Annotated in this window: 20 protein-coding genes and 1 riboswitch; of the genes, 7 read left to right on the top strand and 13 right to left on the bottom strand. The window is 68.3% G+C overall.

What is annotated here, in order from left to right; translation table 11 throughout:
* The first annotated feature begins 25 nt into the window (after nucleotides 1-25).
* The 4 genes from ACXJJ9_RS00895 to ACXJJ9_RS00880 all read left to right on the top strand — a co-directional run bounded on the left by ACXJJ9_RS00895 (nucleotide 26) and on the right by ACXJJ9_RS00880 (nucleotide 3,837).
* Complete coding sequence (locus ACXJJ9_RS00895) at nucleotides 26-424, top strand: YraN family protein (protein WP_457095420.1); 399 nt, start codon at nucleotides 26-28, stop codon at nucleotides 422-424.
* Nucleotides 425-471: 47 nt separating this feature from the next.
* A complete protein-coding gene (locus tag ACXJJ9_RS00890; protein WP_457095419.1) occupies nucleotides 472-1,857 on the top strand; it encodes an FAD-binding oxidoreductase in 1,386 nt (461 codons plus the stop codon).
* Nucleotides 1,858-1,931: 74 nt separating this feature from the next.
* Nucleotides 1,932-2,669 (top strand): hypothetical protein, encoded by a 738-nt coding sequence (locus ACXJJ9_RS00885; RefSeq protein WP_457095418.1) that lies wholly within the window; start codon nucleotides 1,932-1,934, stop codon nucleotides 2,667-2,669.
* A gap of 136 nt (nucleotides 2,670-2,805) precedes the next feature.
* On the top strand, nucleotides 2,806-3,837 hold the full coding sequence (locus ACXJJ9_RS00880) for a patatin-like phospholipase family protein (RefSeq protein ID WP_457095417.1): 1,032 nt from the start codon (nucleotides 2,806-2,808) through the stop codon (nucleotides 3,835-3,837).
* A 34-nt stretch (nucleotides 3,838-3,871) separates the two neighbouring features.
* Here ACXJJ9_RS00880 and thiL read toward each other — a convergent pair whose 3' ends face one another.
* The 10 genes from thiL to glyA form a co-directional block, all read right to left on the bottom strand.
* A complete protein-coding gene (thiL, locus tag ACXJJ9_RS00875; protein WP_457095416.1) occupies nucleotides 3,872-4,840 on the bottom strand; it encodes a thiamine-phosphate kinase in 969 nt (322 codons plus the stop codon).
* Between the two features lie 31 nt (nucleotides 4,841-4,871).
* A complete protein-coding gene (gene nusB, locus ACXJJ9_RS00870; protein WP_310050777.1) occupies nucleotides 4,872-5,333 on the bottom strand; it encodes a transcription antitermination factor NusB in 462 nt (153 codons plus the stop codon).
* Nucleotides 5,330-5,797, bottom strand: a complete 468-nt coding sequence (gene ribH / locus ACXJJ9_RS00865) for a 6,7-dimethyl-8-ribityllumazine synthase (RefSeq protein WP_457095415.1) — start codon at nucleotides 5,795-5,797, stop codon at nucleotides 5,330-5,332. Before ribH ends, nusB begins: the two co-directional genes overlap by 4 nt.
* A 73-nt stretch (nucleotides 5,798-5,870) precedes the next feature.
* The gene (ribB, locus tag ACXJJ9_RS00860) at nucleotides 5,871-6,998 is read right to left on the bottom strand and encodes a 3,4-dihydroxy-2-butanone-4-phosphate synthase (protein ID WP_310050773.1); all 1,128 of its coding nucleotides are present in this window, start codon (nucleotides 6,996-6,998) and stop codon (nucleotides 5,871-5,873) included.
* Nucleotides 6,999-7,121: 123 nt separating this feature from the next.
* The gene (locus ACXJJ9_RS00855; protein ID WP_457095414.1) at nucleotides 7,122-7,727 is read right to left on the bottom strand and encodes a riboflavin synthase; all 606 of its coding nucleotides are present in this window, start codon (nucleotides 7,725-7,727) and stop codon (nucleotides 7,122-7,124) included.
* Between the two features lie 157 nt (nucleotides 7,728-7,884).
* Nucleotides 7,885-8,045, bottom strand: a riboswitch (FMN riboswitch).
* 138 nt (nucleotides 8,046-8,183) lie between these two features.
* A complete protein-coding gene (locus tag ACXJJ9_RS00850; protein WP_457095413.1) occupies nucleotides 8,184-8,945 on the bottom strand; it encodes a class I SAM-dependent methyltransferase in 762 nt (253 codons plus the stop codon).
* Nucleotides 8,942-10,045, bottom strand: a complete 1,104-nt coding sequence (gene ribD, locus ACXJJ9_RS00845) for a bifunctional diaminohydroxyphosphoribosylaminopyrimidine deaminase/5-amino-6-(5-phosphoribosylamino)uracil reductase RibD (protein ID WP_457095412.1) — start codon at nucleotides 10,043-10,045, stop codon at nucleotides 8,942-8,944. The genes ACXJJ9_RS00850 and ribD overlap by 4 nt, the downstream gene beginning before the upstream one ends.
* 17 nt (nucleotides 10,046-10,062) lie before the next feature.
* Nucleotides 10,063-10,473 carry a hypothetical protein gene (locus tag ACXJJ9_RS00840; RefSeq protein ID WP_457095411.1) on the bottom strand — a complete coding sequence of 137 codons (411 nt, stop codon included), beginning with the start codon at nucleotides 10,471-10,473 and terminating at the stop codon, nucleotides 10,063-10,065.
* Nucleotides 10,470-10,988 carry a transcriptional regulator NrdR gene (nrdR, locus tag ACXJJ9_RS00835; protein ID WP_457095410.1) on the bottom strand — a complete coding sequence of 173 codons (519 nt, stop codon included), beginning with the start codon at nucleotides 10,986-10,988 and terminating at the stop codon, nucleotides 10,470-10,472. Before nrdR ends, ACXJJ9_RS00840 begins: the two co-directional genes overlap by 4 nt.
* 32 nt (nucleotides 10,989-11,020) lie before the next feature.
* Complete coding sequence (gene glyA / locus ACXJJ9_RS00830) at nucleotides 11,021-12,286, bottom strand: serine hydroxymethyltransferase (RefSeq protein WP_457095409.1); 1,266 nt, start codon at nucleotides 12,284-12,286, stop codon at nucleotides 11,021-11,023.
* Between the two features lie 194 nt (nucleotides 12,287-12,480).
* Here glyA and ettA point away from each other — a divergent pair, with 194 nt between their 5' ends.
* The 3 genes from ettA to pyrF all read left to right on the top strand — a co-directional run bounded on the left by ettA (nucleotide 12,481) and on the right by pyrF (nucleotide 15,508).
* Complete coding sequence (gene ettA, locus ACXJJ9_RS00825) at nucleotides 12,481-14,142, top strand: energy-dependent translational throttle protein EttA (RefSeq protein ID WP_457095408.1); 1,662 nt, start codon at nucleotides 12,481-12,483, stop codon at nucleotides 14,140-14,142.
* Nucleotides 14,143-14,145: 3 nt separating this feature from the next.
* Nucleotides 14,146-14,622, top strand: coding sequence for a cupin domain-containing protein (locus ACXJJ9_RS00820; RefSeq protein WP_457095407.1), 477 nt, complete (start codon nucleotides 14,146-14,148; stop codon nucleotides 14,620-14,622).
* A 70-nt stretch (nucleotides 14,623-14,692) separates the two neighbouring features.
* Entirely contained in the window at nucleotides 14,693-15,508 is an 816-nt protein-coding gene (gene pyrF / locus ACXJJ9_RS00815; RefSeq protein ID WP_457095406.1) for an orotidine-5'-phosphate decarboxylase, read from the top strand.
* A 44-nt stretch (nucleotides 15,509-15,552) separates the two neighbouring features.
* On the opposite strand, the gene ACXJJ9_RS00810 is transcribed toward pyrF, so the two are convergent.
* The 3 genes from ACXJJ9_RS00810 to gspD are packed head-to-tail and all read right to left on the bottom strand — an operon-like array spanning nucleotide 15,553 to nucleotide 19,609.
* Complete coding sequence (locus ACXJJ9_RS00810; RefSeq protein WP_457095405.1) at nucleotides 15,553-16,440, bottom strand: glycosyltransferase family 2 protein; 888 nt, start codon at nucleotides 16,438-16,440, stop codon at nucleotides 15,553-15,555.
* Between the two features lie 19 nt (nucleotides 16,441-16,459).
* Nucleotides 16,460-17,305, bottom strand: a complete 846-nt coding sequence (locus ACXJJ9_RS00805; RefSeq protein WP_457095404.1) for a glycosyltransferase — start codon at nucleotides 17,303-17,305, stop codon at nucleotides 16,460-16,462.
* Nucleotides 17,306-17,314: 9 nt separating this feature from the next.
* Entirely contained in the window at nucleotides 17,315-19,609 is a 2,295-nt protein-coding gene (gspD, locus tag ACXJJ9_RS00800) for a type II secretion system secretin GspD (RefSeq protein ID WP_457095403.1), read from the bottom strand.

The raw sequence follows: 19,609 nt of genomic DNA, 5'->3' as shown, positions 1-19,609 counted from the left end.
GCGACGCGCGATACCCGACCGGCTTATGGACAAGCCAATCCCACAACGACGTACAACGGGCGCATCGGTCGAGGCCGCCGCCCTCGCCCACCTGACCCGCGCGGGACTGCGCGAAGTCGCGACGAACGCCAATTACCGCTTCGGCGAACTCGACCTCGTCATGCTCGACACCGGCGCGGGCGCCGAGCCGACGCTCGTTTTCGTCGAAGTCCGCTACCGCCGCGACCGGCGCTTCGGTGGCGGTGCGGCTTCGGTGGATGCGAACAAGCGCCGCAAGCTCGTGCGTGCCGCGCAGGCTTTCCTCGCCGCTCATCCGCGCCTCGCCAAGGCCGCCTGCCGCTTCGACGTGGTCGAAGCCGACGGTGATCCGCGTTCGCCGCGGCTGCACTGGCTGCGCGATGCGTTCCGTGCCGATGACTGCTGATTCTCCGCTGCCACCATGATCGCGGGCGTGGCGGATAATCAGCCGGCATGAGTGCCTTGCCTGCCGAGCTGCATCGCGAACTCGCCGACCTGCTCGGCGAAGGCCGCAACTGGCTCACCGATCCGGGCGAACGCCTCGCCTACGCCTACGACAACTCGCGCCGCGAATCGCTGCCCGATGCGGTCGCCCTGCCGGTCGCGCGCGGACAGGTACAGGTGCTCGTGCGCGCCTGCTTCCGCCACCGTGTCCCGGTGATCGCGCGCGGTCGCGGCACCAATACCACCGGCGCCTCGGTGCCGGTGCAGGGCGGCGTGGTGGTGTCGTTCGAACGCATGGACCGCATCCTCGAGGTGCGACCGGGGGATCGCTGCGCGGTGGTCGAACCCGGCGTGCTCAACGGCGACCTGCAAGCCGTCCTGCAGGGACACGGCCTGTTCTGGCCGCCCGACCCCACCAGCGCGGCATTCAGCACCGTCGGCGGCAACCTGGCCTGCAATGCCGGCGGACCGCGCGCGGTGAAATACGGCGCGAGCCGCGACAACGTGCTGGCGCTGACCGCCGTCACCGGCACGGGCGACCTGATCCAGTGCGGCAGCGCGACGACCAAGGGGGCGACCGGCTACGACCTGCAGCGCCTGCTCGTGGGCAGCGAGGGCACCCTGGCGCTGATCGTGGAGGCCACCCTCAAGCTCACGCCACTGCCCCCGCAACGGCGCGTGATACGGGCGCTGTATCGCGATGTCGCGTCGGCCGCGCAGGCCGTGGCGCGGCTGATGGCACAGCCGGTGACGCCATCGATGCTGGAATTCATGGATGGCGACTGCGTGCGGCTGGCGCGCGATGTCGGCGGAGCCGAACTTCCGGCCGATGCCGGCGCGCTGCTGATGGTCGAAGCCGATGGCGATGCCCAGACCCTGCCGCATGCCATCGAGGCCCTGATGCGCGTGGCCGAAGGCGAAGGCCTGGTCTCGCTCGACGATGCCGCCGACGAAGCCGCGCGTGAAAGGCTCTGGGCCGCGCGCAAAGCGTTGTCGCCAGCATTGCGCACGCTCGCTCCGGGCAAGATCAACGAAGACGTGGTCGTGCCGGTCTCACGCATCCCGCAACTGGTCCAGGGCGTACGCGACCTCGCGTCGGAGTTCGCATTGCCCATCGTCAGCTTCGGCCATGCGGGCAACGGCAACCTGCACGTGAACATCCTCTTCGACCCCGCCGACACCGGCCAGAACGGGCGCGCGCAGGCCGCTCTCGCCCGCGTGTTCGCGCTGACGCTGTCGCTCGGCGGCACCCTGTCGGGCGAACACGGCATCGGCCTGGCCAAGCGCGAGTTCATGCCGCAGGCGATCGATCCGGCGACGCTCGCCCTGATGCGCCAAGTCAAGGCCGCATTCGATCCCGCTGGCATCCTCAATCCCGGCAAGCTGCTGCCGTGATCGGCTACCTGCATCTCGGCGAGCGAGCGGCCTTGCGCTATCGTGAATGCACTGGACCTGGGAAATGAAAGGCAATGTCGATCCACCGGGTCGTTTGCATGAAATGGGGCGACAAGTTCGCCGCGGATGACGTCAACCGCCTGTACCGCAGGGTGCGCAGCCACCTCGAAGGCGACCTGCGCATGCTGTGCTTCACCGACGACGCGCGCGGTATCGATCCCGAAGTGGAATGCCATCCCCTGCCTGCCGTACCGGTGGTCGGGGACCGCCACGATCGGGGCTGGCGCAAGCTCGGCCTGTTCGGAACGGAGCTGGCCGCGCTGCTCGAAGGGCCCGTCCTGTACCTCGATCTCGACATCGCCGTCGTGCAGCGACTGGAACCCTTCTTCGATTGGCCCGGCGAATTCCTGATCATCAAGGACTACAAGCCACTGCGTTACCGCCATCGTTTCAGCGGCAACTCATCCGTGATCCGTTTCCATGCCGGCGCCCACCAGGGACTGATCGCGGAACTGCTGCAGCGGGGCGCGCGCATCCGCGAGGATTTCCGCGACGAACAGGAGTTCGTTTCGGATTACATGCGCCGCCAGGGAGTCCTGCAGTACTGGCCCCCAGGCTGGTGCGCCAGCTTCAAGCACGACTGCGTGCGGCCGCTGCCGCTGGGACTGTGGCAAGAGCCGCAGTTGCCGGACGGGGCCAAGGTGCTGGTCTTCCACGGGCGCCCCAAGCCCGACGAAGCGATCATCGGGATCGGCTCGAAGTGGTATCGGCCCTTGCGGCCGGCCCCGTGGCTGCGGCGCTATCTGGAATGATGAGGCCGGGCACGGTTCGCCAAGGCCGGCCGCCCGCGCACGCCAGGCACACTCCCTGCTGACCGATGCGACCTAGGTACGCGAAATACCGCCACGCCGACGCTATCCTGCGCGCCTCGCGTTCCTGCCCGTTGCCATGCCCACCCGCGTCCGACTGCTGTCCTCCCTCGCTACCTTTTCGCTGACTCTCCTGCTGGCCGCCTGCGCCAGCGGCGGTGACACCCTGCCCCCGCCCGAACCCGTGGCGCCCAAGCCCATCCCGGCGCCGGTGAAACCGATCCGCGTCGGCATCGCGCTCGGCGGCGGCGCGGCCAAGGGCTTCGCCCACATCGGCGTGATCAAGATGATCGAAGCCAACGGTATCCATATCGATGTCGTGTCCGGCACCAGCGCGGGCAGCGTGGTCGGCGCGCTCTACGCCAGCGGCATGGATGCGTTCCAGATGCAGAAGACGGCGTTCGGCCTCGACGAAACGCAGATCCGCGACGTCAGCCTGTTCTCCGGCGGCGTGGTGAAGGGACAGAAGCTGCAGGACTACGTCAACCAGCTGGTCGGCGGGCGCCCGATCGAGCGCATGAAGAAACCCTTCGCCGCGGTGTCGACGCAGCTGGAAACGGGCGAGCGCACTGTGTTCGTGCGCGGCAACACCGGCCAGGCGGTGCGCGCGTCCAGCAGCATTCCCGGCGTGTTCGAACCCGTCGTGATCGGCCAGAAGCATTATGTCGATGGCGGCGTGGTCAGCCCGGTCCCGGTCGACGCGGCGCGCCAACTCGGCGCCGACTTCGTCATCGCCGTGGACATCTCCACCAAGGCCAGCGGCAAGAATCCCGGCAGCCTTCTCGGCACGGTGAACCAGTCGATCACGATCATGGGCCAGAAACTCGGCCAGCAGGAATTGGCGCGCGCCAATGTGATCATCCGTCCGGGCGTCAGCGACATCGGTCCGGCCGACTTCGAGCAACGCAACAACGCGATCCTCGAGGGCGAGCGCGCCGCGTTGGCGGTCATGCCGCAGATCCGCGCGCAGCTGGCCAGGCTGCGTGCCGAACGCGAGGCGGCGGCGCGACCGCCCGTTCCGGTCACGGCGCCCGTGGAAGCATGCAAGGAAGGCCGCCTGGGCCGCCTGTTCGGCGACAAGTGCGACGACGGCAAGGGCGCGAAGCAGTAGCGCGAATCAGTAGCGCGACCGCGCTTCGTCCGCCTCAGGCGAAGTGGACGAATCCCGCAGCCGGCGCCGACCACTCGCTGCCATCGGCGCGCAGCGCGCGGACGCCGCGCCCGGCGACGATGCGGCCGATGCGCATGATCGGCGTGCGCGTTTCGATCGCGATGTCCTCGACGGCATAACGCATCGCCGGCGGCGCGGTGAAACACAGTTCGTAGTCGTCGCCGCCCGTGGCCTGCGCCGCCAGCCGGCGTTGCATGTCGAACGCGGCAATGAGCTGCGGCGAAGCCGGCAAGGATTCCAGTTCGACCTCGCCGCCCACTTCGCTGGCGGCACAGATATGCTGCAGGTCCGCGAGCAATCCATCCGAGATGTCGATGCACGCATGCGCGACGGCGCCGAGGCGCATGCCCACGGCTACGCGCGGCGTGGGACGGTCGAGGCGCGCGCGCAGGGCCGGATCGACCACCGCGCCACCGCGCCACTGCAGCAATGCGGCCGCCGCTTCGCCGAGCGTTCCCGTCACCCAGACATCGTCGCCGACGCAGGCGCCGCCGCGGCGCAGGGCGCGTCCCGGTGCGACGAAGCCATGCACGGTGACGCTGACCGACAACGGTCCGCGCGTGGTATCGCCTCCGATCAACGCGATCCGATGCCGCGTGGCGAGTTCGAGGAATCCATCCAGGAACGCGTCCACCCACTCCATGTCGCCCGCCGGCAGCGACAACGACAGCGTGCACCAGGCGGGTTCGGCGCCCATGGCGGCGAGATCGGACAGGTTCACCGCCAGCGCCTTCCAGCCGATATCGGCCGGCGCTGTGTTGTCGGGAAAGTGGATGCCGCGGTTGAGGGTATCCGCCGCGATAACCAGCTGTTTGCCGGCAGGCACCTGCACGATGGCGGCATCGTCGCCGATGCCGAGGACCACATCGTCGCGGACCGCGGCACGGCGGCGGATGCGCTCGATCAGGTCGAACTCGGCGGCGACTCGGGATCGTTCGGTCACGATGCGCTCCAGCGCGCCACCGGCTGCGTCGTCAGCGCGGCCGCGCGGCCTGCACTTCCACCGGACGCCACGCCACGGCGGCATGGTCGAGCACGCCGTTGACGTAGGTGTGGCCGTGCTCGGAGCCGAAGCGCTTCACGGTTTCGATCGCCTCGTTGATCACCACGCGATACGGCACGTCGCGGCGTTCGCGCAGTTCGTACGCGGCGATGCGCAGCACGGCGCGTTCGATCGGATCGACCTGCTCGATGTCGCGATCGAGGAACGGCGCGAGGGCGACGTCCAGCTCCTCGCAATGCTTGTCGACGCCGAGCACGAGGTCCTCGAAATACTCCAGGTCGGCGACTTCGTGCGCCTGTTCGTGGGCGAACTGTGCGATCACCTCGCGCGCGCTGGCACCGGACATCTGCCAGGCGTACACGGCCTGCAGCGCGCGACGGCGCGAGCGCGAGCGCGCAACGGGATCGATGCCATCGGAACGGCGACGGTTCATGCGAGTTGCTCCAGCAGTTGCGCCATTTCCAGGACCACCAGTGCGGCCTCCTCGCCCTTGTTGCCGTGGCTGCCACCGGCACGGGCCTCGGCATCCTGGAAGCGGTCGACGGCGAGCACGCCGTTGGCCACCGGAATGCCATGGTCGAGGGCGACGCGCATCAGGCCGTCGGAACAGCCATCGGCGACCTGCTCGTAGTGGCGGGTATCGCCGCGCACCACGCAACCCAGGGCCACGATCGCGGCATGCGAGCCCTTGCGCGCCAGGCTCGCGGCGGCCAGCGGCAGCTCCCACGCGCCCGGCACGCGGATCACGTCCACCGCATCCTCGGCGACGCCATGGTCGGCGAAGGTGCGGCGCGCACCGGCGACCAGCGCATCGGTGATGCGCGGATTCCAGCGGCTGGCGATGATCGCGAAGCGGGCGCCGGGGGCGGCGCGCATATCGCCTTCGTAATGGGGCATGGGCGGGGGTCTCGAAGGGGGGCGCAGTTTACCGCGTCGTGGGGGCCGGGGCCGTCGGCGGTCCCGCGGCCGTTCAGTGCGGCGGTTCGACGTACTCGACCACCTCCAGGCCGAAACCGGCGAGGCCGACCTGCCGGCGCGGCGTGCCCAGCACGCGCAGCTTGCCCAGGCCCAGGTCGGCCAGGATCTGCGCGCCGGCGCCGTTGCGTCGCCACTCCGCCAGTGCGTGGCCGCGGCTGGGGCGTTGCGCCGGCTCCTCATGGGAAGCCGCTTCAGGATGCGCACGGACGCGGGCGAGCAGTGCGTCGGCATCGGCATGGTCACCCAGCAGCACCAGCGCACCGCGGCCTTCGCGCGCGATCGCGGCGAGCACGTCGCCCACGGCGGGGCCGAAATCGGCGCGGCGCCAGTGCAAAGCGTCGGCCAGCGGGTTCTGCACGTGCACACGCACCAGCGTCGGCGTTGCCGCGTCGACGTCGCCGCGCACCAGCGCGAAGTGCAGGCCGTGGCTGAGGCGGTCGCGATAGCTCACCAGGCGGAAGCCGCCGTGCTCGGTGTCGATGTCGCGTTCGTCGACGCGCTCGATCGTGTGCTCGGTGGCGAGGCGGTAGCGGATCAGGTCCTCGATCGAGCCCATCTTCAGGCCGTGCTCGCGGGCGAACGCTTCCAGCTGCGGCCGGCGTGCCATCGAGCCGTCGGGATTGAGGATCTCCACCAGCACGCCCGCCGGCTCCATGCCCGCGAGCAGGGCGAGATCGCTCGCGGCCTCGGTATGCCCGGCGCGGTTGAGCACACCGCCAGGCTGCGCCATCAGCGGGAAGATGTGGCCGGGCTGGCTCAGGTCGGCGGCGCCCGCGTCGGGACGCACCGCGGTGCGCACGGTGTGCGCGCGGTCGTAGGCGGAAATGCCGGTGGTGACGCCCTCGGCCGCCTCGATCGAGACGGTGAAGTTGGTGTGGTGCGGCGAGGTGTTGTCGCGAACCATCGGCGGCAGGCCCAGCTGCTTGCAGCGCTCGCGGGTGAGCGACAGGCACACCAGGCCGCGCGCGTGCGTGACCATGAAGTTGATGTCCTGCGGGCGCACCAGTTCGGCCGCCATGATCAGGTCGCCTTCGTTCTCGCGGTCCTCGTCGTCGACGATCACGACCATGCGGCCGGCGCGGATTTCTTCGAGCAGTTCGGGGATGGGGGAAAAGGACATGGTTTGCTACCTCGGCGTCATTTCTTGCTCGTCACCCCGGCGCACGCCGGGTCCAGCGGTTGCCCTTGCACGTTGAGGCCAAAGGCTGGTTCCCGGCGTACGCCGGGATGACGAAGTGGTTGTTCAGTTGTTGTCGCTACGACCTGCCAGCAATCGCTCGACGTAACGCGCGACCAGATCAATCTCGAGATTGACCGCATCGCCGACGCGCGTCTGCGCGAAGGCGGTGTGGGAAACGGTGTGCGGGATCAACGCGACCTCGAACCCGTCCGCGTCGACTTCATTGACGGTGAGGCTGACGCCGTCGACGCAGATCGAGCCCTTCTTCGCGACGTAGCGCAGCAGCGCCGCGGGTGCGGCGAAGCGCCAGCGCTGCGCGCGGGCGTCTTCGACTATTGCCAGCACGCGGCCGACGCCATCGACGTGGCCGCTGACCAGATGGCCGCCGAGGCGGTCGGTCGGACGCATCGCGCGTTCGAGATTGACCGGCGCGCCGACCTGCAGCGTGCCCAGGGTGGTGAGCGACAGCGTCTCGTTCGAGGCATCGGCCGCGAACGAAACGGCATCGAATTCGACCACGGTGAGGCACACGCCATTGACGGCGATGCTTTCGCCTAGTTGCACGGCGTCGAAGGGCAGCGTCCCCACTTCGACGCGCAGGCGGACATCGCCGCCACGCGCCTCGAGGACCGCTATCCGGCCGACGCCTTCGATGATGCCGGTGAACATCAGCGCACCTCCGGGACGGAGGCGGCGGGGTCGTCGAACCGGGACGCATGGATCTGGAACTGGGACATGTGAACGTTTCCCGCAGGTAGCTGGCGAACCAGCTGGCGAAAAGCGTCCCCAAGGCATGAGGCACACGCACGGCTTGGCGCCATGCGGTAGCCGTCTTCTTTCATCCGGACTGTGACCGTCGGCTCCGGCATCGGACCGGATCTGCTGACCCTCCGGTGCACTGGAGGCGCTCGCGGGCTCGTGCGTGCGATCCGTGGGACCGTCGCACCTACCGCCGGTGGGGAATTGCACCCCGCCCTGAAGACGTTACGAGTTGTGGTGCCGGCGGACCGGCGGCGCATTCTATCACCCGGGTTTCCGGGCTCCGGCCGCGATGGGTGCCGGAATTGGAACGCTGCGTCGGGGGCCCCTGTGGAATCCAGGTCCGAAGCGGATTCGCGACCGGCCTTACGGCTTCCTGCGCAGGTGCAGGAACAGCGGCCAGCGGATCGTGCGCAGCTCCTCGGCTTCGCCCCAGGCCGCGGCCAGCGCGGGCGCATGCCGCGCCACCGGATCTGCGCCGGTATCGGCACGGCATCGCGCCGTCGCCGACATGCTCGAGAGATAACGCAGGAAATGCGGCAGGGCCCACTCCGCTTCCAGCCACAGGGACGGCGCGGGCAAGGCGGGGAACGGCCAGGCGAAGCCGGCGTAGTGCGTGTCGACCAGCACGCGCTCGGGCGGCCAGTACGGATCGATCAGGGCGCGGAAATCCTCCACCGCCTCGACCATCCCCTCGGGCGCGATGAAGTCGCCATAACCCCACGCCGCCAGCAGGCCGCCGGGTGCGAGCACGCGGTCGCATTCGACAAAGAACGCGTCGCGATCGAACCAGTGCAACGCCTGCGCGACCGCGACCAGCTGCACGCTCGCGTCAGCCAATGCCGTGCGCTCGCCGGGTTCGACGGCAACGCTGACGTTGGCCGCGCCCGAGTGCGCCCAATGCTGGGCGATCTGCTGCGCACTCGGATCGGTCGCATGCACATGGGCGAAGCGCATCGCCAGCCCACGCGTGGCCTGGCCGCTGCCGCAGCCGGGTTCCCACACCCTCGCCTCGCGCGGAACGCGTGCGGCGATGAGGTCGAACAGTTCGTCGGCATATTCCGGGCGCGATGCCGCGTACGCGTCGGCGACGCCGGAGAAGTGGTCCTTGAAGCCCGACGCGGTCACGCCGTGCCCGCGTCTGCCGGCTCGGGACGCAACAGCAGGCGCACGTCGTTGCCGATGCGGCGCGATTCCACGATCGACAGGTTCAGGCGCTGGGTCATCTCGTCGATATGCAGGCCGTCGAACAACGGCCGCGCGCGATCGCCCAGGAGCACGGGAGCGACGTACAGCAGGATCTCGTCGACCAGACCCTCGGCGAGGAAGGCACCGGCCAGTGTCGCACCGGCTTCGATCTGCACTTCGTTGATCTCGCGCGCCGCCAGCAGTTTGAGGACGGCCTCGAGGTCGAAGCGGCCTTCGTGCACGGGGGCTGCCGCGGTCTGGGCGTCGATGCCGCGCGGCGGCTTCGCGTCTGGCGCGTGTATGTACAAGGTGGGCGCATCGCCCTCGCGCACGCGGCCGCGGGTGATCGTCGCCAACCCCGGGTCCAGCACCACGCGCAGCGGCGGGACGACGGCGGCACCGTCGTCGAGTCGCACCGTGAGGCTGGGGTCGTCGATCAGCACGGTGCCGGCGCCGGTGAGGATCGCGCCCGCCCGCGCACGCCAGCGCTGCACGTCCTGGCGCGAAGCCTCGCCGCTGATCCATTTCGATTCGCCGCTGGCGAGCGCGCTGCGGCCATCCAGGCTGGTCGCAAGTTTCACCCGCAGCCACGGCCGGCCGCGCTCGATGCGCGACAGCCAGCCGCGATTGAGCGTGCGTGCCTGCGCCTCCATCAGACCGCTTTCCACCGCGATGCCCGCGGCTTCCAGCGTCTTGAATCCCTCGCCGTCGACCTGCGGGAACGGATCGCGCATCGCCGCGACCACGCGCGCCACGCCCGCGGCGACCAGCGCATTGGCGCAGGGCCCCGTCTTGCCGACATGCGCACAGGGCTCGAGCGTGACGTAGACGGTCGCGCCCTTGGCCCGCTCGCCCGCCGCCTGCAGCGCCAGGACTTCCGCATGCGGCTCGCCGGCCCTGGCATGGAAGCCCTCGCCGACCACTTCATCGCCTTGCGTGATCACGCAGCCGACCATGGGATTGGGCCGGGTGGTATAGGCGCCGCGTTCGGCGAGCCGCAGCGCGCGGGCCATCATCAGATGATCGGTGGAACTGAACATGCCTGTCTCTCGTTTGTCTATTCGGCGACGTAGCGGCCGCGCTCGGCGCCGTCTTCCCACGGCCATGCGGGCACGAGGTCCTTGCCGTCGACGCGCAACTGCATGCGCTTGAACGCCAGTTGCGAATAGTCGGGCGGCGAACGGAAATCATCCGGCACCAGCACGACCCGATCGCCTTCGCGATGCCAGCGGCCCTTGGCGAGCAGATCCAGCGCGCCATAGCTGAAATACCACTGGAACTGCCCATCCTCGCCCAGCATCAGCTCGGAGCCGGTCTCCATCACGCCCTGCAGGTAGTAGTGCCCCGACAGGGCGGGCTCACTGGCCACGACCGCCGCGGGCTCCTGCTGCGCTTTCGCGCTCTGCGCCTGCACTACCCACGGCACCAGCAGTGCACAGAGGAGAAGCCAGGCGCGCAGCGGGTTCACCGCTTGCGGCTCTTGGTCGGCGGCGGTTCGTCTTCGATGAGCGCCAGCTGGCCTTCGGTGGCGTTGTCGTGTTCGAGGCGGTCGAGCACCTCGCGGAAATCGGCGACGTCCTCGAAGGCGCGATACACCGAGGCGAAGCGCACATAAGCCACGTGGTCGAGCTTGCGCAGTTCCGCCATCACGTATTCACCGACCCGGCGCGAATCCAGTTCGCGCTCGGCGGTCATGCGCAGGTGGTGGACCACGGCGCGCACGGCGGCCTCGATCTGTTCCTCCGATACCGGCCGTTTCTGCAGCGCGCGGTCGAAACCGGAGCGCAGCTTGCGCGCATCGAACGCCTCGCGGCGGCCGTCGCTCTTGATGATCAGCGGCAACTTCAGCTCGATGGTTTCCAGCGTGCTGAAACGCTCGCCGCAGGCTTCGCAGACGCGACGACGGCGGATGGTGGCGCCGTCGTCGGACACGCGTGAATCGATCACGCGGGTGTCGAGGTGCTGGCAGAAAGGACAGTGCATCGGGTGGCGATCTCCTTTCCGGTGTCGTCAGTTCAACCGTAGACGGGGAACTGCTTGCACTGCTTGGTCACGTTCTCGCGCACCCCGGCGATGACCTTGTCGTCGTTCGGGTGGTCGAGCACGTCGCAGATCCAGTTGGCCAGCGCGACGCAGTCGGCTTCCTTGTATCCGCGCGTGGTGACCGCCGGGGTACCGATGCGCAGGCCGGAAGTGACGAACGGCTTCTGCGGATCGTTGGGCACCGCGTTCTTGTTCACCGTGATGTGGGCGCGGCCGAGCGCGGCTTCCGCGTCCTTGCCGGTGATGCCCTTGCCGATCATGTCGACCAGCATCAGGTGATTTTCCGTACCGCCGGAGACGATCTTGTAGCCGCGGGCAATGATCGTCTTGGCCATCGCCTGCGCGTTCTTCACCACCTGCTGCTGGTAGGCGGTGAATTCGGGCTCCAGCGCTTCCTTGAACGCGACCGCCTTGGCGGCGATCACGTGCATCAGCGGACCGCCCTGGATGCCGGGGAACACGATCGACTGCAGCTTCTTCTCGATCTCGGCGTCGGCCTTGGCCACGATGATGCCGCCGCGCGGGCCGCGCAGGGTCTTGTGCGTGGTCGAGGTGACGACGTGGGCGTGCGGCACCGGGTTCGGGTACACGCCGGCGGCAATCAGGCCGGCGACGTGGGCCATGTCCACGAACAGGTACGCGCCGACCTTGTCGGCGATGGCGCGGAAGCGCGCCCAGTCGATGACCTGCGAGTAGGCGGAGAAACCGGCGACGACCATCTTCGGCTTGTGCTCGACGGCGAGGCGCTCGACTTCGTCGTAGTCGATCAGGCCCTGCTCGTTGACGCCGTACTGGACGGCGTTGAAGAGTTTCCCGGAGATGTTGACCTTGGCGCCGTGGGTCAGGTGGCCGCCATGCGCGAGCGACATGCCGAGGATGGTGTCGCCCGGATTCAGCAACGCGAAATACACGGCCTGGTTGGCCTGCGAGCCCGAATGCGGCTGCACGTTGGCGTACATCCCTTCCGTGGAGCCCGCGCCGAACAGCTGCTTGCAGCGGTCGATCGCCAGCTGCTCGGCGATGTCGACGTATTCGCAGCCGCCGTAGTAGCGCTTGCCCGGATAGCCCTCGGCGTACTTGTTGGTGAGCTGGCTGCCCTGCGCCTCCATCACGCGCGGGCTGGCGTAGTTCTCCGACGCGATGAGCTCGACGTGGTCTTCCTGGCGGCGGTTCTCGTTGGCAATGGCCTGGGCGAGTTCGGGGTCGAAACCTTCGATACGGGCGTCACGCGGGAACATCGGCTCTCCGGCGGGGTGGTAGGAGGGGAAGAGGCGGCAAGTTTACCCGGCCGGTCGCCTCCCAAGGGCGAAGCGGCCGGTCCGGCCCGCTATAATTCCCCGATCCCGATTCTCCCCGGCCCTGCCCTGCGCAGGTCGCCGCCGCCTGCCCCCGCGGCGCCCCTCCAATGGGCGCCGTTCGAACGAGAGCCCCGATGCAATACATCTACACCATGAACGGCGTCAGCAAGGTCGTGCCGCCGAAGCGCCAGATCATCAAGGACATCTCGCTGTCCTTCTTCCCGGGCGCGAAGATCGGCCTGCTCGGCCTCAACGGCGCCGGCAAGTCCACGGTGCTGAAGATCATGGCCGGCGTCGACACCGATTTCGTTGGCGAAGCGCGCCCGCAGGCCGGGATCAAGGTCGGTTACCTGGCGCAGGAACCGCAGCTCGACCCGGCCCACACCGTGCGCCAGGCAGTCGAAGTGGGCCTGGGTGAAATCATCAATGCACAGGCCGCCCTGGACGCGGTGTACGCCGCCTATGCGGAAGAAGGCGCCGACTTCGACAAGCTCGCCGCCGAACAGCAGCGCCTGGAAGCCATCCTCGCCGCCGGCGACGCGCACACCCTGGAAAACCAGCTCGAAGTCGCCGCCGACGCGCTGCGCCTGCCGCCGTGGGAGGCCGTGATTGGCAACCTGTCCGGTGGCGAGAAGCGCCGCGTCGCGCTGTGCCAGCTGCTGCTGCAGAAGCCGGACATGCTGCTGCTCGACGAACCGACCAACCACCTCGACGCCGAATCGGTCGAATGGCTGGAGCAGTTCCTCGCGCGCTACACCGGCACCGTGGTGGCCGTCACCCACGATCGCTACTTCCTCGACAACGCCGCCGAGTGGATCCTCGAGCTCGACCGCGGCCGCGGCATTCCGTGGAAGGGCAACTACACCGACTGGCTGGTGCAGAAGGACGAGCGCCTGAAGCAGGAAGAAGGCCAGGAAAAGGCGCGCCAGAAGGCGATCCACAAGGAACTCGAATGGGCGCGCCAGAACGCCAAGGGCGGCCGCTCCAAGGGCAAGGCCCGCCTCGCGCGCATCGAGGAACTGCAGTCGGTCGACTACCAGCGTCGCCAGGAAACCAATGAGATCTTCATTCCGCCGGGCGAGCGCCTGGGCAACAAGGTCATCGAGTTCAAGAACGTCAGCAAGAAGTTCGGCGACCGCCTGCTGATCGACGACCTCAGCTTCAGCGTGCCCGCGGGCGCCATCGTCGGCATCATCGGCCCCAACGGCGCCGGCAAGTCGACCCTGTTCAAGATGATCATCGGCAAGGAGAAGCCGGATTCGGGAACGATCGAATCCGGGCAGACCGTGAAGCTCGCCTACGTCGACCAGAGCCGCGATGCGCTGACCGGCAACCACAACGTGTTCCAGGAAGTCTCCGGCGGCCTCGACATCCTCAACATCAATGGCATCGAGATCCAGTCGCGCGCCTACATCGGCCGCTTCAACTTCAAGGGCCAGGACCAGCAGAAGATGGTCGGTACGCTGTCCGGTGGTGAACGCGGCCGCCTGCACATGGCCAAGACCCTGCTCCAGGGCGGCAACGTGCTGCTGCTCGACGAACCGTCCAACGACCTCGACATCGAAACCCTGCGCGCGCTCGAAGACGCGCTGCTCGAATTCCCGGGCAACACCTTCGTCATCTCGCACGACCGCTGGTTCCTGGACCGCATCGCCACCCACATCCTCGCCTTCGAAGGCGACTCGCACGTGGAGTTCTTCCAGGGCAACTATCGCGAGTACGAGGAAGACAAGAAGCGCCGCATGGGCGCGGAAGGCGCTGCGCCGCACCGCCTGCGCTTCAAGGCACTGAAGTAAGCCATGAGCGGCGCGGACAAACCCGTCGCCCTCTCCGCCGAGTCGGTGGCACCACGCATCGGTTCGGGTTATCCCGAGCCGTTCGCGTCACGGGTCGCCGGGCGCGCCAAGCGCGTGCTTGGCGATGCCTTCGGGCTGACCGCGTTCGGCGTCAACCTGACCCGCCTGCCACCGGGCGCCTGTTCGTCGATGCGCCACGCGCATTCGCACGAGGATGAATTCGTCTACATCCTCGAGGGCACGCCCACGCTGGTGACCGACAAGGGCGAGACCCTGCTGCAACCGGGCATGTGCGCCGGCTTCGCCGCCGGCAGCGGCGACGCGCACCAGCTGGTCAACCACGGCGCGACCGACGTGGTCTACGTCGAGATCGGTAGTCGCCACGGCGAGGACAGCGTCGTCTATGCCGACGACGACCTGGCCCTTCGTCGCATCGACGGCCAGTTCCGTTACTTCCACAAGGACGGCCAACCGTACTGACGGCCTCCCGCGCGTTTTTGAACAGCGTTTTGAACAGCGTTATGAACCGTGTTCTGAACAAGGATCGACGATGAGTTTCATGCAGGCGTTGCGTACCCGCTGGGAACAGGCCGATTCGCTGGTCTGCGTCGGCCTCGACCCCGAGCCGGCGAAGTTTCCCGCGCAGTTCACGGGCGACCCGGACGCGGTGTTCAACTTCTGCCGCGCCATCGTCGATGCCACCGCACCCTACGTGTGCAGCTTCAAGCCGCAGATCGCGCACTTCGCCGCGCTTGGCGCCGAAGACGCACTGCAGCGGTTGATCGCGCACATCCATGCAGCGCATCCGGGCACCCCGGTGATCCTCGACAGCAAGCGCGGCGACATCGGCAGCACGGCGCAGCACTATGCGACCGAAGCCTTCGATCGCTACGGCGCGGATGCGGTGACGGCGAATCCCTATCTCGGCCGCGACTCGGTGCAGCCGTTCCTCGACCGCGCCGACCGTGGCGTGGTGATCCTGTGCCGCACATCGAATCCCGGCGCCGGCGACCTGCAGGATCTGGAGATCGGAGGCCGGCCGCTCTACCAGCACGTCGCCGAGAAGGTGGCCCGCGAATGGAACGGCCACGGCAACTGCGCGCTCGTCGTCGGCGCGACCTGGCCGCAGCAGTTGCGCGAAGTCCGCGCGATTACCGGTGCCGACGTGCCGTTCCTCGTCCCCGGCGTCGGCGCACAGGGTGGCGATGTCGAAGCAGTGGTGACGAATGCGAAGACCGCCGACGGCACCGGCCTGGTCGTCAGCTCGTCGCGGGCGGTCCTGTACGCGTCGAACGGCGCCGATTTCGCCACGGCCGCCGCCAATGCGGCGAAAGCGCTGCGCGACGAAATCAATCGCTTTCGCTGATCCGGTGGCAGCGCGCGCGAAGGCGCAGGCCCGGCGCTACGGATTCAACCGCGCAGCCACGCCTTCATCGTGGCGAATGGAAAGCGCAACCAGATCGCCGCGAATACCGCCAGGCGCGTGAGCGCGCCGCGCCGCGGCGCTTCGAACCTGCGGAAATAGCGCCACAGGCCGCGATGCTTGTGCCATTCCACGAACAGCGGGCGCGAGCGGGAAGACACGCCGCGGATGTGCACGATGCGCACGTCGTTGGCGACCGCGACCATGGCATTGGCCTGGCGCGCGCGACGGCACAGGTCCAGGTCTTCGGCATGCAGGCGGTAGCCGGCATCGAAACCGCCGAGCCGTTCGAACAGATCGCGCGAGACCAGCATCAACGCCCCCGACACCGCGTCCACCGCCTGCAGGGTCCGCGTTTCGTCGACGGCAACGCCCAGTTGCGTGCCAGCGGCCGCCGTGGACCCGACCAGGGAGGCCAGCATCGAACCGAAATCCGGATCGCGTCGACGCGCGGCGACATCGCGCACGCCGACCTCATCCACCAGGTCCGCGCCCAGCACCACCTCGCGATTGCTGGCGACCGCATGGGTGCGCAGGCGCGCGAGCGTGTCCGCCTCGACCAGGCAATCGGGATTGACGAAGGCCAGCCAGTGCACGCCATTGGACCGCGGCAGGTCCGCCGCACCCTGGTTGCAGGCCACGGCGAACCCCGGGTTGTCGGGATTGGCGATGAAATGCACGCGCGTGTCGCGGGTGGCATGGCGCTGCACGATTTCCATCGTGCCGTCGTCCGAGCCGTTGTCGATCACGCGGATCGCGCCCACGCCCTCGGTGCCGCGCAGGCGCAGCAGGCAGTCGTCGATGGTTTCGGCACTGCGGTAACTGACGACGATGGCGGCGATGTCGGCGATGTCGGTGATGTCGACGGGGGTCATGCGCAACTCGGTATGGATCTCATGCGAACAGGTCGCCCTGCACGTCCGGCGGACCGATGCTGGCAAGCAGGCTTTCCAGCTGGCCGCGCGGCTCGCGCAACGGGTCCTGCATCAGGAAATGGGCGACGCGCGCATGCCATGCGGGCCAGCGCGCGGCGATCGCATCGAGGTCGCCGTCGCGCGGAACCCCTTCGCTGCGACGCGCGACCACCGCGGTCTCGCACAGCACGTTGCGCCAGCCGAGCCCGGAGAGGCGCAGCGACAGATCGATCAATGCCGCGTACCAGGAGCCGTAGCTGGAGGCGTCGAGGCCGCCGGCGCGGCGGCGCGCGCTGCCGCGCAGGAGCACGGCATGACTCAGCGCGGTCGGCAGTTCAGGGGATGCCCCCGGCATGGCAGCCGCGGCGCGAGCGAGCCGCTCGGGATCGGCAGGCGCTTCGTTGACCTCGCCGATTCGCGGAAACGACGCGGTTTCGCCGGCATTGCTCCACGGCGTCGCCGACGCGACCGCGGCATCGGCCCGCAGGCAGGCAGACAGGCGCGTGAGCCAGCCCGGCAGCGGCATGGCGTCGCAGGCGAGCACCGCGACGTCGGCATCGCCGCAGGCACCGAATACCTCCTCGAGGTGCGCGACTTCCCCCACGCTGCGGTGGCGGCGCGTGTAGTGCGCCTGCAACCTGCTGCCTGCGATCCAGCGTTCGATGATGGCCTGGCCGCGCGGGCCGGCCTGCGCGTCGTCCGCCAGCCACACGCGCGTTGCCGGCGGCGTGTTGGCCGCAAGCGCGGCGAGGCAGGCGTCGAGCGCTTCGTCGTCGACACCTACCGGCACGACCACGATGGGGAGCACGTCCGGAGTGGCTGGCATGCCCCGCGATTACCGCCCCGGCTGGCGATGCAGCGGCTCAAGGGCGCGGAAGCGGGAGCCGTATTCGTCGGTGAGGTCGCGTGCTTCCTGCGGATTGCGGATGATGCTCGGGGTCAGCAGCACCACTACCTCGTTGCGCTCGTTGCGCGACGTCTGGGTGCCGAACAGGCCGCCGATGATCGGGATCCGGCTCAGCCCCGGGAACCCGGTGGAACCGCGCGAGGTGGTATCGCTGATCAGGCCAGCCAGCATCACCGTATCGCCGCTCTGCACCGCGGCTTCGGTCTTGAGCTTGCGCGTGTTGACTGGCGGGTTGCACGGCGAGGTGTTGAGCGCGTTGACGCTGTTGCAACGCGCAGGCAGCGCCCCCGGCGAGCTGACTTCCTGCACCAGGTCGAGGAACACCATGCCGTCCTTGCTCACGCGCGGACGCACCTTGAGGATCACGCCGGTATCGAGGTACTGCACCTGCCCGTACGAAGTGGTGTTGCCGGTGCCCGAATTGACCGTCACCGATTCGATCGGAATGCGCGTGCCAACGTTGAGCGTGGCCTCGGCGTTGTTGCGCACGATCACGGACGGCGTCTGCAGCAGCGTCAGGTCGGTGACCGAATCCAGCGCGTTGATGATCGCGGCGGCGTTCTTGCCGAGGAAGGTCCAGGACACGCCACTGTCGGTCACGCTGCCGGCGATATCGCCCCAGATGTCCCTGCCGAGCGCGCTCGGCAGGCCGGCGCCGCCGGCGCTCGTCGGGGCATTGACCGCCTGCTCGAAGAACCAGTTGACGCCGTACTTGAGGTCTCCGGTCAGCTGGACCTCGACTACCTGCGCCTCGATCTGCACCTGCAGCGGCATCACGTCGAGGCGCTCGATCACGTCGCGGATCGACTTCCAGGCGGCCGGGTTGGACCGCACCAGCAACGAATTGGTCTCTTCGACCGCGGACACGCCGACCTTGGCGCCTTCGACCTCGAGCGTGACCGCGCCATTGCCGTTGGTGTTGCTCGGATTGAGCGCCATGCCTTCACCAAGGCCTCCGGTGGTTCCGGTCCCGGTGTCGGTGTAGTTCCCGCCGTTCCCGCCGGTCATCTGCGCGGTGCTGCCGCTGGTATCGCCGTTGTCGTTGAGCTCCACCGACTGCAGGCCCGGCATGAGCGACGGCGAACCGTTGCCATTGGTGGAACTGCTGGTGCCGTGACCGAACACCTCCGACAGGCGATCGGCGAGATCCTTGGCCTTTATGTACTTGAGCTCGTACGAATAGAGCTGAACACCGCCAGCGGCGCTATCGATGCGATCGAGCCACTGCTTGATGTCGTCGAGGTAGTTGGGCTGCGAAGTGATCACCAGTACCGCGTTGGCTCCCTCCAGCGGCATGAAGCGGAACATGCCGGCGACGGGCGACTTGCTGTTCTCGCCGAACACCTTTTCGAGATCGGCAACGACCTTGCTTGCCTGGCCCGTGCCCAGCGGGAATACGCCGACCGACATCCCCGAAAGCCAGTCGACGTCGAAGATCTCGATCGTGCGCAGGTAGTTCTCGAGTTCGGTGCGCGTGCCCGCCACGCTGATGATGTTGCGTGCGTTGTCGACGTTGACCACGGCATTGGGACGCGCGTACGGCTTGAGCACCTTCTCCATCTCGGTGGCGGAGATGTAGCGCAGCGGGATGGTGCGCACTTCATAACCCCGTGCGAGCGCTGCCGAACCCGTGCGCGGCGCGACGGCGCCACTGGCGAGTGCCTGGTCGGCGGCGACGATGTTGTAGCGGCCGCCGCTGTAGATCAGGCGGGCGTTGTTCCAGCCCAGCACCATTTCCAGCAGGTTCAGCGCTTCGGCCGGACTGACCGGCTTGGGCGTGCCCAGCGTGACCGTGCCCTGGACCCCCGGGGCGATCACGTAGTTCTGCCCGAGCATGTCGCCCAGGATGGCCTTGACCACCGCTTGCAGCGATTCGCCCTCGAAGTTGAAGGTTGCGCCGCCACCGGTGGCCGGCAACGCGGGTGGCGCGGCGGCGGCGGCTTCGCGATTGATGACCTGGCCGCTGCCACGGCGGATCTGCGGACGTGGCGTGGCTTGATCCGCGGGCAATGGCTGCGCGCCGCTGACTACGGTGTCGCCGGTCGCTGGCGTGGTCGTGCTCGCGGCGGGTGCGCCGCCCGCCTGGATGTGCAGCGTGCGCGGGTCGGCGTCGCGGCGGATGTTGGCCACCGGTGTCGCCGTGCATGCGGTCAAGGCGAGCGCGACCGCGGTAGCGATCAGGGATTGGCCGGACCAGAGCGAGGAATGCGGGAGACGATTCAT

The organism is Lysobacter sp. P5_B9 (genome assembly GCF_054049835.1).
Note: the sequence above shows the minus strand (reverse complement) of the source record. Positions and strands in the feature narration are given on the sequence as shown.

Coding starts and splice junctions, on each gene's coding strand:
- nrdR (WP_457095410.1), bottom strand. CDS start 10,988: ATGCACTGTCCTTTCTGCCAGCACCTCGACACCCGCGTGATCGATTCA.
- ribB (WP_310050773.1), bottom strand. CDS start 6,998: ATGTCCTTTTCCCCCATCCCCGAACTGCTCGAAGAAATCCGCGCCGGC.
- glyA (WP_457095409.1), bottom strand. CDS start 12,286: ATGTTCCCGCGTGACGCCCGTATCGAAGGTTTCGACCCCGAACTCGCC.
- ACXJJ9_RS00855 (WP_457095414.1), bottom strand. CDS start 7,727: ATGTTCACCGGCATCATCGAAGGCGTCGGCCGGATAGCGGTCCTCGAG.
- ACXJJ9_RS00890 (WP_457095419.1), top strand. CDS start 472: ATGAGTGCCTTGCCTGCCGAGCTGCATCGCGAACTCGCCGACCTGCTC.
- pyrF (WP_457095406.1), top strand. CDS start 14,693: ATGAGTTTCATGCAGGCGTTGCGTACCCGCTGGGAACAGGCCGATTCG.
- ettA (WP_457095408.1), top strand. CDS start 12,481: ATGCAATACATCTACACCATGAACGGCGTCAGCAAGGTCGTGCCGCCG.
- ACXJJ9_RS00820 (WP_457095407.1), top strand. CDS start 14,146: ATGAGCGGCGCGGACAAACCCGTCGCCCTCTCCGCCGAGTCGGTGGCA.
- ACXJJ9_RS00895 (WP_457095420.1), top strand. CDS start 26: ATGGACAAGCCAATCCCACAACGACGTACAACGGGCGCATCGGTCGAG.
- ACXJJ9_RS00810 (WP_457095405.1), bottom strand. CDS start 16,440: ATGACCCCCGTCGACATCACCGACATCGCCGACATCGCCGCCATCGTC.
- ribH (WP_457095415.1), bottom strand. CDS start 5,797: ATGCCCCATTACGAAGGCGATATGCGCGCCGCCCCCGGCGCCCGCTTC.
- ribD (WP_457095412.1), bottom strand. CDS start 10,045: ATGTTCAGTTCCACCGATCATCTGATGATGGCCCGCGCGCTGCGGCTC.
- gspD (WP_457095403.1), bottom strand. CDS start 19,609: ATGAATCGTCTCCCGCATTCCTCGCTCTGGTCCGGCCAATCCCTGATC.
- ACXJJ9_RS00805 (WP_457095404.1), bottom strand. CDS start 17,305: ATGCCAGCCACTCCGGACGTGCTCCCCATCGTGGTCGTGCCGGTAGGT.
- ACXJJ9_RS00880 (WP_457095417.1), top strand. CDS start 2,806: ATGCCCACCCGCGTCCGACTGCTGTCCTCCCTCGCTACCTTTTCGCTG.
- ACXJJ9_RS00885 (WP_457095418.1), top strand. CDS start 1,932: ATGTCGATCCACCGGGTCGTTTGCATGAAATGGGGCGACAAGTTCGCC.
- nusB (WP_310050777.1), bottom strand. CDS start 5,333: ATGAACCGTCGCCGTTCCGATGGCATCGATCCCGTTGCGCGCTCGCGC.